Raw genomic sequence first — 13,699 nt, 5'->3', positions numbered from 1 at the left:
CCGGCTCAAAACAAATATCCCGCCAACATTTTCAAGAGATCGATAACGGGAATTTCGATGGCCAGCACCGGCACCATCGGCAAGGCCGCCGCCGCAAACAGAGTGATGACGGTTTGCCGGCCGATGGGCACCATGCGAACGGCACTCACGGCTTCGTGCATGGAACGCACGTCCGCCACGGGGCCGAGTTCCGGAGCATTGAGCAGAGCGTCGTCGCGAACCGTTTCTCCTCGGATCCAGCGGCGGTCGACCAGTCTCCCGTGCTGTCCCGCCAAGGCGCCGTAATCGAGCAGGGCCTTGCGCCGCAGGCGTTTCAACTTGCCGATGAGCACCAGCAGCGGGCCTAAACACAGAGACAGTGCGAGCATCACATAAAGCGCCATGGGCATCCTCAAGGACTCGACGCGCGCACCGTGGTAAAGAACGCTGTGCGCGAAGTGCGAGGCCAGCACCATGGATACGCCCAATATGAACGGAATAAACACCTGCGGGGCCATGCCGAGAAAACCCAGGCCGCCGGCCCGGTCCGGATGAACCGGAACGAGTTCGAGGTCCAGCTTGGAAACGCGTAGCAACAGAATCCCGAATACCACGACGCGCCATACCCACAACCCTATCAGGAAGCTGAAAATCGGGCGCAGCACGAGGAGATACCACCATCCCGCGAAGATGAGCCCGATCGGGTCGGTATCCCGGTCGATGGCCCAGGATGCCTCGTGCAGCCGCTCGAACTGCTGCACGGCAAAAATCACGTTCGCTGTCACGAGGCTGACGAGGATCGCGAAAATCCACCAGGAATTCAGCAAGCGGTCGGTGGTATTCAAAGCCGCGCGGAACTTCGGCATCGAAGATTCGCCGACCAGTCCCGAGACGACAAAATGGCGAATCAGCGATTCGAGGCGCAAAAGGGCGCTTTCGCCGATGATGAAGAGCGGTATCGCGATCAGGCAACGAGAATGAATGGCGAAGTGAAGGAGCAAGGGTTCCGAGATTTCGCCGCCGAATGCCCGACCGGCGAGCGAGGCCGGGACGACGATGGGCACCCAGCACAACAGCGCGAAGAACAAGGCGCGCCGCTTTACGCCCAAACCATGGGACGGTGCCAGCCCGATCGCCCGTTGCAGGCGAAAGAACGGGTCCTTGCCCACGAACAAATGTGTAATGCCGTGATCCGGTTCCTGTCGATCCATTCCACCGTCCCTTGATAGCCGTGGTGAACTTTTTGTCCGGAACTACGGTATCACATTGACGCTGAAAATTTTTCGTCGGATGCTGTGAGTTAGCGGTCGAACCGCGATCTAAAAAGGTAACCGCTCGTCCCGCTTTCGAGGCGGGAACGGAAATCGGCTCGTTTTGAAAAAAAAACCTTGGAGGGACTGATCATGTGGTCGATTTATCGACGTTGTACAGCGGAGTTTATCGGAACGTTCTGGCTGGTTTTCGGCGGCTGCGGCAGCGCCGTTCTTGCCGCCGCCTTCCCGAATGTCGGAATCGGATTGCTCGGCGTATCCCTGGCATTCGGTTTGACCGTGCTGACCATGGCCTATGCCGTGGGCCATATTTCCGGCGGCCATTTCAATCCGGCGGTTTCCGTCGGTCTTTGGGCCGGAGGCCGCATACCGGGGTCCGACCTAGCACCGTACATTGCATCTCAGGTTTTCGGCGCGATCCTCGGCGCCGGCGTGTTGTATCTGATCGCGAGCGGAAAGGCCGGATTCGATGTCGCCGCGGGATTCGCCGCCAACGGTTACGGCGAACATTCGCCCGGAGAATATTCCATGGGCGCGGGCTTTTTAACGGAAGTCGTGATGACCTTCATGTTCCTCATGATCATACTGGGCGTCACCGACTCGCGCGCTCCTCAAGGGTTCGCGCCGCTGGCCATCGGCTTGGGCCTCACCCTGATTCACCTGGTGAGCATTCCGGTGACCAACACTTCGGTGAATCCGGCCCGAAGCACCGGCCCCGCGTTGTTCGTGGGCGATTGGGCGCTAGTCCAGCTCTGGCTCTTTTGGGTCGCCCCCCTGATCGGAGCCGTTCTCGCCGGACTGGTCCACCGCTGGTTGTCGGCAACCATCCATCGCGAGGATTGGCAGGCGGCCGCCGCAACCCGGGGACCAAAGACGATTCCATAGCTGCAGGCGGCCCAAAAATCGGACGGCTCGGGCTGACTTCGGCACAGTTCTAAAGCCAGCCGGGCGCACAAGGATGTTGCCCCGGTTCCATCCCCGTTTGCTTTGATTCATGGGACGATTCATCTCCGAAAACCATAAAAAAACCCGGCCGGAGCCGGGTATCCCCGCAGGTCTGGACTGACATCGAGGTTAATCTTCAGCTTAGCGGAGATCCACCGGTTCACAACCCACCATAGGCAGCACCCCAGCTTATTCAAACACGGGTGAAGCCGCACCGGAATTAGAGCGGTTTCCGTTCGCATGTAATTCCATTCGGCATTCGAGTGAATATTCATCGTAGGATGGGTATAGCGAAGCGAAACCCATCGATGGTGGGTTAGCCCCTAGTCTCCGCTCGGGACAGGCCCTTCGACAAGCCTGTCCTGAGCATCGTCGAAGGGCTCGGGACAGGCTCCGCGTAACCCACCGATTGGAAGTCGCTCGGTGGGTTACGCGCACGCGAAGTGCAGTGACCGGCGGTCGGTCAGTGCTGATGGGCGCCTAACCCACCCTACAAAACACGAATTTCTGATCGAAAGCGATCTGGAATAGGAGTTGATTGAAACCGGCTCCCGCAGGCCATAAACCCATCCGGCAACAGATCTAAGCCTCCAACTTGCATTCACCGAGTTTGGCCGATCCCGTCGGGGGACGCTCTCAATGTTCTCCCTCTCTCGGCCAAGCCCGCTTTCCGGCGCCGGTAGGTCGGCAAGGGATTGCCGACCTACCTGTCGGGCGCTCTGACACCGAATCGGAAAATGCTCTAGGGTCGAACGCTGCATCAGTATCGATCTCTCCCGAGTTTAAGCAAACGGAGCAGGTGATGACTGCCATAACAGTCAAGACCAAAGGCATGGCGGTTGCCGAGCGAACGACTCTCGGTATGGAACCTTACGGATAGTCAGAAAACCCCGCTGGGCCTAAGTTATCGACCTTTGTGGAGACTGTGGAGGAGGCATGAACGGTCCGACCGACGAAGGGAAAAAGCGATACCCGCCCAACGGCTTGTATCAAGCCAAGTACATGACCCAGCCGCACGCCTGTACGTGCACGGCGGAGTGTACCGATCCCTGCGATGGCGAGGACTGCGGTTGCAGCGCATGCCTGGCGCTACACGACGGTGTGGCTTCCATCGACTGATCGTGCCAATCCATAACGAGTGTCGGCTCGAAGGCAAGCCCGAGCTGCAAGACCTATGGTCGGGCTACGGCCGGATTTTCCATCACTTGATCGGCAGGCATGAAAAGTCGGGATTACCGAACCTCTGCCTGAGGTTTCAAACTGCGGATTCAATACGGAACGGTGCCATGCGTCTGTCTTTCTCTAAACATCGGGGTAAAGGGGCAGTCGCACGATGAATTCACTCCCTCGGCCGGAGCCTCCGCTTTCGGCTTCGACCCACCCGCCGTGCAGTTCTACGATGCGCTTGACGATGGTCAGACCGAGCCCCAACCCGCCTTGAGCGCGGTCCACGGTGCGCTCGGCCTGGGTGAAGGGCGTAAAGAGGTGAGGTAACAACTTGCCGGGTATGCCTTCGCCCGTATCCCGAACCGAAACGACCGCCTCGCCGTTCTCCCGAGTTAGGCTCAGCCAGATCCGACCGCCTTCCGAGGTGTACTTTGCTGCGTTGTTGAGCAGGTTCGACACGACCTGAACCAGGCGCACGCTGTCCCCCTCCACCTGAATCGGGTCTTCCGGGATGAAAATGGTGAGGGCGTGGCGCCGCGCCTCGACGAAGGGCCGCGCGGTTTCGACGGCTTGGGCGATCACGGCGGCGAGCTCCACCGGCGTTTTTTTCAGTGCCAGCTTGCCTTGGACGATCCGCGACACATCCAAGAGATCGTCCACCAGCCGGATCAACTGGGTGACTTGACGGTCGATCACCTCACAGGCCCAGATCAACTTGGGCTCCGATGCGCCGAATTTGCGCTGGATGTGGACGGCATTCCGGATCGGCATCAAGGGATTGCGGAGCTCATGCCCCAGCATCGCCAGAAATTCATCCTTCCGGCGGTCGTATTCCAGGCGCAGTTCTTCGGCTCGCTTGCGCTCGGTGATGTCCAGGAAGGTGCCGATGATCTGCAGGACCGATCCGTCGGCCTCGCGGGCGAACACCCCATCTCGCGAAATACACCAGATCCAACGGCCGTCAGCGGTTCTGATCCGGTACTCGATTTCCAGTGTTTCGCCATTGGCCGTGTCGAGCAAGGCCTTGAAATGGGCGATGATGCGGCCTTGGTCGTCAGGGTGAAACAGATTGAAAAAGTCCTTCCCGCTCAGGCTCTGGAGGTCCTCGAGGGTATAGCCCGTCAGCTCGGTGCACTGGGCATTGATGAAGACATCCCGCCCGGCTTTCACATCGTAGATGTAGAGGCCGTTCAGAGAGGACATCAGGACCTTCTTGGCGAAGGCATCCCGCTCCTTGAGCTGCTGCTCGGCCGCTTTGCGCGCGGTGATGTCGCGGGCAATCGTGGACGCGCCCATGATTCGGCCCTGTTCGTCTTGCAGCGGCGAGACGGTGAGCGAGATGGCGATCCTTCGGCCGTCCTTGCCGAGACGCTCGGTCTCATAGTGATCAACCCGCTGGCCCTGGCCGATTTTCATGAGAATCTCCAGATCTTCCGCCTGCCGTTCGGGCGGAATGATGAAGCTGATGGGGCGGCCGATGGCTTCGTCCGCGGCGTAGCCGAACAGCCGCTCCGCGCCGGCATTCCAGCCGGTGATGACTCCATCCAGGGTCTTGCCGAGTATGGCATCGTCGGAAGACTCCACGATGGCCGCCCATTGGCGCTGCAAGGCATCTGTGCGCATCCGCTCGGTAAGGTCGGTGAGAGCCGTCAAATACCGGACCTCCTCCGCGTCATGGGTGAAGGTTTTCCGGCTGGCGAGCTGGACGGCGAGGCGGTCTCCCGTTGATGTTAGAAGGGTCAGCTCCGCCACGGCTTGGTCCTGCTGCAGACAGCCTTTGAGATGCGTTAGAAGTGTGGATTGGTCTTCGGGAGCCACGTAGCGGCGCAAGGGAGAGCCCACCAGATGCGTGCGCTTCCGGCCGAGCATTGTCGCCCCGGCCATATTGATGTCTCGGATCACCCCCTCAGAGTTCAGGCTCACATAGCCGATCGGCGCCCCGTCATAGAGCTCGGCATAGCGGTTGCGGGACCGTTTAAGGGCCCGCTGGGCCTCCTGAAGTTCGCGGTTCTGGGCCTCCAATTCCCGCACCTGTGCCTGGAGTTCACGGATCGTCCGCGTCAGCTCGTTTCGAAGCCGCTGGACGTCGCTGCAGTCCCGGCACGCTGCCAGGCTATGAAGAAGCTTGGCATCCGATAAGTCTTTGATGGTGGTCATTCTGGGATCCCCGTCTCCTCTTAAGTAACGTCATGGGCATCCCAGCCACTTCCGCCGCACCCAACGGGTACCGTTCTTCCCCCAGGCGGCGGCGGACTGAAAAGTTCTCCTTAGACTCGTTTCAAGGCCACGGTTGCACTGATCGCCGGGGATTGGACTCAAAAAATTGAACTTCACGAACGGCCATTGCCGGAATGTTTCCAGAGCAAACCTTGGGCGGGATAGCCGGCAGCCCGCGTGATCGGATTTCACCCAGCCGAATCGGAGCTGCGCCTATCGGATACTTATCTGTACTCTCACCCGAATGGCTTTGGAAAAAGCACCCAACGTTCGGTAAGAGCGCTTGTCAAAAATCAATCGGACTCAGAAAAGCGGTCCACCAATTCATAAGGAGTAAATGTCATGAACACCATTACGGTCAGAACCGATGGAGCCAGGGTCGGCGGTATCTGGTATGACGCCGGCTGCTATAGGGCGCCATTGCACGCGCAATTCGAAGGCCCCGGCTATTACTGGCTCGAACCCGTGGCCGATCATCATGGCGTCAGGTATTTCGAGAAAGGCATCTCGCTCGGGGCCTGCGATACCCAAGCGCAGTTGGATAGCGCGATTGACGTGGTGATTCGTGAGCATGGCGAGATGACGGATTCCATTTGGTTGCTCGGCGCAACTACCGCAATCAGCATTACCGTGGAGACGTTCGACCGATAAGCCTCGCTCCACGGCCAGAACCCGGTTCCGGCCGGATTTCTTGGTCTGTTACGAAGGCTTATCAGAGAGACAAGGATTTGTACTTATTTTGTGGCTGAATCAGATTCGGTCTAATGGGGCTCCCACGGGACACGCGCCGGAGGACGAGCCGGCCGGCCGAACCGCCGCCCCAGCTAGCCGTTCGGGTTCTGGCTTCGTTCTTTTCCGACCAAGCACCCGCTTCGATTGACGGGTCGGTCTGATCGGCGGGACCGGCCGCCGACACTTGTTCCAAAGGACGCTATGGATAAGCAAAGGACGCCGCCCAGATCGTGACGCCTAACCCGATAAGAAAAGGCATCGTTTCGCTTCGGCTGGCGTTTCGAGCCGTGGACCGAGGCGTTCGGAGCAGGTGAAGACGACCGCGATCAACTAGATGCCCGAGCTCTGGGCAGGGAGCGACAGATGATCAAGGACGCTTTCATTCTCGACCTAGCCGTCTACGAAGACCGAGGAGCGGATAAATCGCATGCTCCCGGCGTCTGCCGTTTCAAGTGAAGCCGAAGGGTAGCTCTAAATGTCAGTCCAGACCTATCGCGCTTAATGGAAGCACATGGCCTCGCGCGCATCATCGGCCGAATAGGTGGCCAAGCCGATTGGATTTCCCATTTCTCATCCAGGAAGGAGAGCAAAATGGCCGTTAGTCAAGATTTCGCCAGCGTGGATCTGTCCGTGAAACCATATCTGGGCAGCGGCGCCCAGGAAATGCATCTGGAAAGCATTGTCCGGCTGTGGCGGGAACGCTTCGACGAAGACCACATCGAGAAGAGGCAGATCCTGTTCCGATGGCTGACCGAGAGGAATCCGTTCCGGGAGGGGCGTACGCCTTACTATCTCCTCACTCACGGCGGGCAGGTCGTCGGCATGCACGGACACATGCCGCTCAGATTTTCTCTGAGAGGCCGTCAGATGACGGGATATCTGGCGCATGACGACCTGCTGGCAAAGGCGTATCGAGGGAAGGGGCTCGGAAAGGTCCTGCTTCGTGGCGTGGCCGAACAGACCACCGATTTCGCCGGTGCCCTCTGGTTCAACGAGCCCAATCGCCACCTCTACCTCAAGGCCGGATGGCTTCCCGTCCCGGACTTTTATCCCTACTTCAAGATACTCGATCCGGCACCCTTCATCCGGCAACGGGTCGGCGGGCGCATTTCCCGCACCACACTCTCTTTGCTGGCCCGGAGTGCGCTTCGGGTGGGGGAACTCGCCCTTCGCGCCAGAATACCGCGGCGGATAGCCATCATCCCCATGATGCATTTCGACGAGCGCTTCGATGAGTTTTTCTCTAGGGTGTCTCCCGCCTTCGGACTGATGGTCGTCCGGGACCACTGGTATCTCAACTGGAAATTCGTCGAGCGTCCGTTCAGTAACTACCGGCGGTATGCTGCGTTCAATAACCAGGATACCCTCTGCGGGTATGCCGTGATCAAGCGAGCGAAAACGGGGGACCGTCTCCGCGGCCAAATCCTCGACATACTCGCGGATCCTCGAGAGCCGGAAGCGTTCGAGGGATTGCTGAACCAGTGCCTCCAGGATTTCAAGCGAAGCGGAGTGGATTGTGCGGAGATCATGTGCACCTACCCACCGTTCATCCGACAGCTTAGGCGCACCGGCTTCCTGCGGGCACGCACACCGGAGCCGTTTATGGCCTGCAAGTGGGAGCAGCAGTTTGAGCGGTCTTTCGTCTCCAGCATTGGCAACTGGTATCTCACCTTCGGCGATGCCGATGGGGATGCCTGGGACGTGAACTCTCCGGAGCCCTGGTAGGCAGATCGCACCGCGGATCCTCCACGACCGTTCCCCCAAGACAGGTGCGGATGGGTACCGTGGCCGCTACCCCGCGTGTTCCAGCCGAGCAAGGTGGGCACGGAATGTCCTGCCCGCTTTACCCGCGCTTTGCGTGAGAGCCTCGGATCGATTGGTTTCACGAGATGGTGGTCAATCTCGGCGGCTTGGCTCGGTGCGTCCTCTTGAGTAAACCGGTCAAAGATCTGGTGCATGCGCTCAGGGATAACCCTCATACCAATCGGTCTCTAAACGTGACCGGCCGTTTCAATCAGTCTCAAGAGGCCTTTTTCGTTATCCACTCAAGGAGAGGACTTATGAAACTCAAGCACCTAGGATACGTAGCATTGTTCAGTGGCTCGATCGCATCGAGCGCCGCCTTCGCCGCGGAATATGGCACTGCCGCGGAAGCCCGTGCCATGCTGGAGAGGGCTGTCGCCGAGCTCAAGAAGGACAAGGCCGATGCTCTGGCCAAGTTCAACCAAGCCGAGGCCGGTTTTCGGGATCGCGACCTCTATCCGTTCTGCGCCGGCCCGGATGGCCGCATTACCGCCCACCCAACGGAAGTCGGCACGAACCTCAAGGAGATGAAGGATCAGAACGGCAAACCCTTCGGCACGGAAATGTTCAAGATCGCGGAGGAAGGCAAGATCAAGGAAGTGACCTATGTGTGGCCGCGCGCTCCTGGCACCCAGTCGATTCCGAAAGTGAGCTACGTGACCAAGGTGGACGACCAGGTATGTGGAGTCGGTTATTACAAGCAATAAAGAGTCGCCTCAAACTCGCCGAAAGGAGAGCGTGCCATGCCGTCTCTATGGGGGTCGCCACCTAGCACAAAGGGCGAGGAACTTGGATGGGGCCGCAAGCGCCTGTCCAAGGCGGGTCCCTCCTGGCCGGCTAAGCCATTGCGGCGCAGGCAAGATTTTCTGTTACGAGCTTTTGCGGACGTACTTCTTTCCTATCTGACGCTGGCATTCGCATGTCAGGCATGCGACGGAGACGAATAGCTGATCAGACAGTGAAAAGCCGCTGGCTAAATATCAATCTTAGGTATATTCACTTATTGTTGCCATCCGGAGGGAAAAGGAACAATCCCATGGGGGTTATCGGCGAATTCTTTGGGAGGGACAATATGGCCAAACCGGCATTGGGCAATGCTATTGGTATACTCGCAGCGCTCGGACTCGCAGCCGTGATATCCGGCTGTGAAAGCACGAAGAAAAAGCCCCCCGGCGTGCAACCCGAAGGACGGGAAAAAACCACAAAAACCCGAGCGCTCGAATCCGGGGCTGCCATGCTGCAAACCCAATCGCCCCTGCGTCCGATGGATATCTATCTATCGGGTTTCCACGTCGCCAAGAGGGACCCATCCCATCAGATGGAGGCGCATCATTATTGCCGGCAAGTCAACGAGGACTTTGCCCAGTGCGTGCTGTTCGACGGCAACACCGCCGACGCCAATCTGATCGGCATCGAGTACATCATCTCGGAAACGCTGTTCGAGTCTCTGCCCGCGCAGGAAAAGAGATACTGGCATCCCCACAATTACGAGATCCTTTCCGGCCAGCTCACGGCGCCGGGGATACCCGACGCAGCCGAGAAAGAACTCATGAGAGGAAAAATGAACAGCTACGGCAAGACCTGGCATGTCTGGAACTCGGCGCCGTTCGGAAAACGCGGCGACAGGATGCCTCTGGGCGGCCCTGTCCTGGAATGGTCGTTCAATCGCGACGGCGAGGCGTTACCCGGCTTGGTCGAAGAGCGGGACCGGCGTATGGGGACCGACATCGTTCAGGAACGCCTCAACCGAAAAGATCTTGTTCCCTTGGCCAAACCTCAAAGCGGCGTAGACGTTTTGAAAAAGAAGTTCCCGAGACCGACCAAATCCATTCCGGGCGTTATAAACAAGAACAGTAAGCTGTCCAGAAAAAAGAACCCGGACGGCCGATTATCAGACAGAAATTGACCGTAAGCGTGAAAGCGTCCGTCGTACGCAGAGAGCCTTCACACGAGCGGTGAGGCGGATCGAGTCGCTCCGGCTTCACCGCCCTTCAGCCACAAGCCAAGCCGTTCAGCAGGAATAACTCATTCGCTTCCCGACGGCGGATAAGTCCTTGGCGCGGCCGGACTTTCCGAAGGCGGACGCGCTGAAGTCTCCTTCCCAACGTCTCGATGGGTTACGATCGTCAGTTCCACGCGCCGGTTTTGCGCCCGGACGGCCTCGTCTGTGCTCGCGGTTTTCGGCATTCTCTCCCCCATGCCTTCTTGCGAAATGCGGGCGGCGTTCACTCCGTTGGATGTCAGGTAACCCGCTACCGTGCCGGCACGTTGCTCGGAGAGCCGTTGGTTGCCCTTGTCCGAGCCGATGTCGTCGGCATGTCCGGTGACGGTGACGGTTGATTCAGGGTATTGGTTCAGAACCGAGGCCACCGATTTCAGCGTGCTTTGCACCTGCGGCGTCAGGCTGGCGGACCCGAATGCGAACGGGACATCCAAGTCGAGAGTGTTTTCCGTGGTACGTTGCACCTCTACACCGGCATCCTCGAGCGCCAGCCGTATCGCTCGTCCCGAGCGGTCCACGCCCACGACTTTGCCCAACGGACGCTTCTCACCAGTGTGCGGATCGGTCGCACAGCCCACCACCATCAATGAGCACAAGCCTATTGCAAGCCATCGCCTATTCATAACAACCTCCTGTCACCTCGGTATTCGATGGATCGTCGGACATCGCCGACATCGGTCAACCGTTCCGGCATCTCCTTTCAACATTCGTTTCAAGGGCTTACATTGTGTTCAGACCTTTTCAGGGGCTCGTAGTTGCCCGCCAAGTGATGGGAAGAATCATCCGACAATCATGAACACTCCCATTCGGTCTCGAGACGCGATTGCGGGACCTTAATGAAAGGGAATTAAGCACCGACAATACTGTCTCCCTCTAAAGATGACGGACGGCGAGAAAGCGCATTGGGTCCGCAAGGAATGCCCGACTATGGAGGATAACGTATGAAACCCGCCGCTGGATTGATCGTTCTCGCGCTGGTGACGGCTTTGGGCGGCTGCGCCACCGCGAGACCGGTACTCTACCCCAACGAGCATCTTCAGAATGTAGGACAAGTTGCCGCCGATCAGGATATCGCCGAGTGCAAGTCCTTGGCCGAAGCGGCCGGCGCAGACTCTCGCGCAACCGGCGCCGGCCGGGCCGCCAGAAACACGGTAGGCGGCGCCGCCATGGGCGCGGCGACCGGGGCGGTCGGCGGGGCTGTGGTCGGGTCGGCCGGCGCCGGCTCTGCTATTGGCGCCGCGAGCGGCGCGGCGGCAGGGCTGATTCGATCCATGTTCGGCCGCTCGGGGCCGGATCCCGCTTATCAGTCGTTCGTGAACCGATGCTTGCAGGAACGCGGTTACGACGTCGTCGGTTGGGACTGATCGTCGGGTTCTCCCTTCAGAAAGCCGATGATTGGAAGATTTATTAACCCGGCCTATAAATATAGGCCGGGTTAATCCGGGGCAGGGATGCCCCGGCGCGGCGACAAGCCGCGTGAGCCCAGGCCGGGCGTGTACCGGCCTGGGCGGCGGCCCGAAATACCAGGTGGGTATTTACGGGCCTGATTAATAATACACTCGCCCATCGTCACGGCCGCGTTTCCGCCAGTCTATCGAGCATGCCCCGAATCGCTTCGATCTGCGGTCCGTTCTTGGTGTGATAATCGGCGCTGTCATACCCCCACCAGTCCCAACAGGCATTGGGATTCCATACGAAATTCAAAGTCCAGAACGGCCATCCCCAGCCATAGCGCGCTTCCGTCTGCGGATATAGGACGATCAGATCGTTGGTGTCGGCCCAGCGGTTGTAGCCCGCCTGCCGGTAAAAGGCGTCGCCGACTTTATCCTCGTTTTGCAAACAGCCGTGGAAGGCGACATGCACCCGGCAACGCCTGGTATTACACGAATCCGGAATATACGCCATCCCCGAATCGCTCATGCTGTGATCGTGGGCCTTCCGGTCGGGCAGAAATTCGTTCTGATCGAACGCGACGAAACGCCCGCCGGGCTCGGCGGCGGGCGGTTCGAGCGGCCCATGGATGTGAGCCAGCAGAGCTCCTGCCGCATCGTAGTCGCAGTCGTTGAGGAACGGAGGCCCCGTATAGGAGCAGGCGGCTCCGTCGGTTTCCGTAATCATGGCATGCCCTGCGTCCAGGTCTTTCTTGTAGACGATCCCGTCATCGCCCACATAAGACCGGTAATAACGAAACAAGGCGTCCATCACCGGCTGTTCGACGACCCGATCTTCGGTACCGGAAAATAACCACACCCGGTCGGCCCGAAGTTGAACGGGATCGTCGATGGCACCGGACTGCGCAAGCTGGTCGGTAAGATTCTTGAGATGCGCGGCATCGGGGACAGGATGGGTTTCATCGGGTTTCATACAGTTCCGTGTTGCCCTGCCGGAGTTGTTCTCGGCGCAGTAATACGGTCCGCCGGCGATGACCCCGGCGCCGCGGACGATACCGGAATGGGCGACATGGAACTGCACCGCCAGATAAGCGCCCGAGGAAATCCCCGAGACCGAGGTCTGTTCAAGATCGACGCCGTAGGCGGGTAGACGCTCCGCTTCGGCATCCGCGCCCACGCTCAAGATGGCCAGCCCGGCAGTCAATAGCATTCCGCCAATATTTCGCAACACGCTGAAACCGTCCATGATATCGTTCTCCCTGTGCTCGTATTCGGTCGCTCTCCACAGCACGATACGGCGGATTAGCCCGATTTTGGCGCCCGTTGCGCCATTCTTTATACGACAGCCACGAAGGCCGTTTTTTCCCTGCCCTGTTTAAGCGGAGGATTGACCTCTCATCCGAACTTGGTCTTAATACTCATGAGTTACTCACAAATTTGAACTCACGGCTTCAGTTGGAATGTTTCCATAAAAATGAGTAACTAATGAGGGCTATCCATGCGCGGACTCAAACCGGAAAAATACGCGGCGGCGCTGAGTTACTTGCGGCGTATGCTCACAGAACCCGATAAGGCGCCGGAAATATTAGTAACTCATGATTGCGTCGCAGCCGAACAGCTCGATCTCTGTTCGGATCACCACCAATTGAACGCGTGGATTGGACGCCATCTGAACGACACCGGCTGGAAACGCCTGCAGAACGCCCTGAACCAGCGCCGGTGCTCGGAGAACTTGCAGCGGTTGAGCCTCAAGAAAAGCACCTACGCCGCCTTGGCCAAGCTGGCCAAGGAACAGCGAATGACGATCAACGAGGCCGTCGAGCACCTCCTGCAATTGCGGAAGGCGGAATCATTAGTTACTCAGCAATCACCCGAATCAGCGGCAGCCGACGATGTTAGCGAGGAGATGCTGATCTGGATGATGGCTCGATCTTCGGGTTCCGAGCCGTAGAAGCTTCGAATCTCGGAGCGGGTGGAAGGGCTCAGAGCTAAGAGCCTATGCCAGTAAGTCCCAAACCCTTCGACGGGCCTGTCCTGAGCTAAGTCGAAGGGCTCAGGACAGGCCCGTCGAAGGGCTCAGAGCGAACGGCCTACTGAGATAGGCTCTAATACTACAGTCGCAGTTATGGTGGACGACCACGACAGCGGCGTCGGTAATGGCACTGCCTGGCGCGCCACTGATGACGGCGCCG

The 13,699-nt window shown here is 58.9% G+C and carries 12 protein-coding genes; 8 read left to right on the top strand and 4 right to left on the bottom strand.

Features of this window, described 5'->3' with window-relative positions; genetic code table 11:
- Positions 1-5: 5 nt before the first annotated feature.
- Positions 6-1,190 (bottom strand): hypothetical protein, encoded by a 1,185-nt coding sequence (locus JOD69_RS15745; RefSeq protein WP_086133444.1) that lies wholly within the window; start codon positions 1,188-1,190, stop codon positions 6-8.
- Between the two features lie 192 nt (positions 1,191-1,382).
- Here JOD69_RS15745 and aqpZ point away from each other — a divergent pair, with 192 nt between their 5' ends.
- Positions 1,383-2,135 carry an aquaporin Z gene (gene aqpZ, locus JOD69_RS15740; RefSeq protein WP_077730894.1) on the top strand — a complete coding sequence of 251 codons (753 nt, stop codon included), beginning with the start codon at positions 1,383-1,385 and terminating at the stop codon, positions 2,133-2,135.
- Positions 2,136-3,131: 996 nt separating this feature from the next.
- Positions 3,132-3,314: a hypothetical protein gene (locus JOD69_RS15735; RefSeq protein WP_077730824.1), complete on the top strand. Its 183-nt coding sequence runs from the start codon at positions 3,132-3,134 to the stop codon at positions 3,312-3,314.
- Between the two features lie 183 nt (positions 3,315-3,497).
- On the opposite strand, the gene JOD69_RS15730 is transcribed toward JOD69_RS15735, so the two are convergent.
- Positions 3,498-5,519, bottom strand: coding sequence for a PAS domain-containing sensor histidine kinase (locus JOD69_RS15730; RefSeq protein ID WP_086133443.1), 2,022 nt, complete (start codon positions 5,517-5,519; stop codon positions 3,498-3,500).
- Positions 5,520-5,921: 402 nt separating this feature from the next.
- On the opposite strand from JOD69_RS15730, the gene JOD69_RS15725 reads away from it, so the two are divergent.
- The 4 genes from JOD69_RS15725 to JOD69_RS15710 all read left to right on the top strand — a co-directional run bounded on the left by JOD69_RS15725 (position 5,922) and on the right by JOD69_RS15710 (position 10,020).
- Positions 5,922-6,230, top strand: a complete 309-nt coding sequence (locus tag JOD69_RS15725; RefSeq protein ID WP_077730822.1) for a hypothetical protein — start codon at positions 5,922-5,924, stop codon at positions 6,228-6,230.
- 672 nt (positions 6,231-6,902) lie between these two features.
- Complete coding sequence (locus tag JOD69_RS15720; RefSeq protein WP_086133442.1) at positions 6,903-8,036, top strand: GNAT family N-acetyltransferase; 1,134 nt, start codon at positions 6,903-6,905, stop codon at positions 8,034-8,036.
- A 335-nt stretch (positions 8,037-8,371) separates the two neighbouring features.
- A complete protein-coding gene (locus JOD69_RS15715; RefSeq protein WP_077730820.1) occupies positions 8,372-8,821 on the top strand; it encodes a cache domain-containing protein in 450 nt (149 codons plus the stop codon).
- A 329-nt stretch (positions 8,822-9,150) separates the two neighbouring features.
- The gene (locus JOD69_RS15710; RefSeq protein WP_245245630.1) at positions 9,151-10,020 is read left to right on the top strand and encodes an OBAP family protein; all 870 of its coding nucleotides are present in this window, start codon (positions 9,151-9,153) and stop codon (positions 10,018-10,020) included.
- Between the two features lie 119 nt (positions 10,021-10,139).
- Here the strand turns inward: JOD69_RS15710 and JOD69_RS15705 are convergent, their stop codons facing one another.
- Positions 10,140-10,739: an OmpA family protein gene (locus JOD69_RS15705; protein ID WP_086133441.1), complete on the bottom strand. Its 600-nt coding sequence runs from the start codon at positions 10,737-10,739 to the stop codon at positions 10,140-10,142.
- Between the two features lie 318 nt (positions 10,740-11,057).
- On the opposite strand from JOD69_RS15705, the gene JOD69_RS15700 reads away from it, so the two are divergent.
- Complete coding sequence (locus JOD69_RS15700; protein ID WP_077730818.1) at positions 11,058-11,480, top strand: glycine zipper family protein; 423 nt, start codon at positions 11,058-11,060, stop codon at positions 11,478-11,480.
- Between the two features lie 205 nt (positions 11,481-11,685).
- Here the strand turns inward: JOD69_RS15700 and JOD69_RS15695 are convergent, their stop codons facing one another.
- The gene (locus tag JOD69_RS15695; RefSeq protein WP_205780975.1) at positions 11,686-12,753 is read right to left on the bottom strand and encodes a hypothetical protein; all 1,068 of its coding nucleotides are present in this window, start codon (positions 12,751-12,753) and stop codon (positions 11,686-11,688) included.
- Between the two features lie 252 nt (positions 12,754-13,005).
- On the opposite strand from JOD69_RS15695, the gene JOD69_RS15690 reads away from it, so the two are divergent.
- Positions 13,006-13,458 (top strand): hypothetical protein, encoded by a 453-nt coding sequence (locus JOD69_RS15690; protein WP_086133440.1) that lies wholly within the window; start codon positions 13,006-13,008, stop codon positions 13,456-13,458.
- The last annotated feature ends 241 nt before the right edge of the window (positions 13,459-13,699 follow it).

Origin of the sequence: Methylocaldum sp. RMAD-M (genome assembly GCF_017832375.1) — a bacterium.
In the GTDB taxonomy this organism is placed as follows: Bacteria; Pseudomonadota; Gammaproteobacteria; order Methylococcales; family Methylococcaceae; genus Methylocaldum.
Note: the sequence above shows the minus strand (reverse complement) of the source record. Positions and strands in the feature narration are given on the sequence as shown.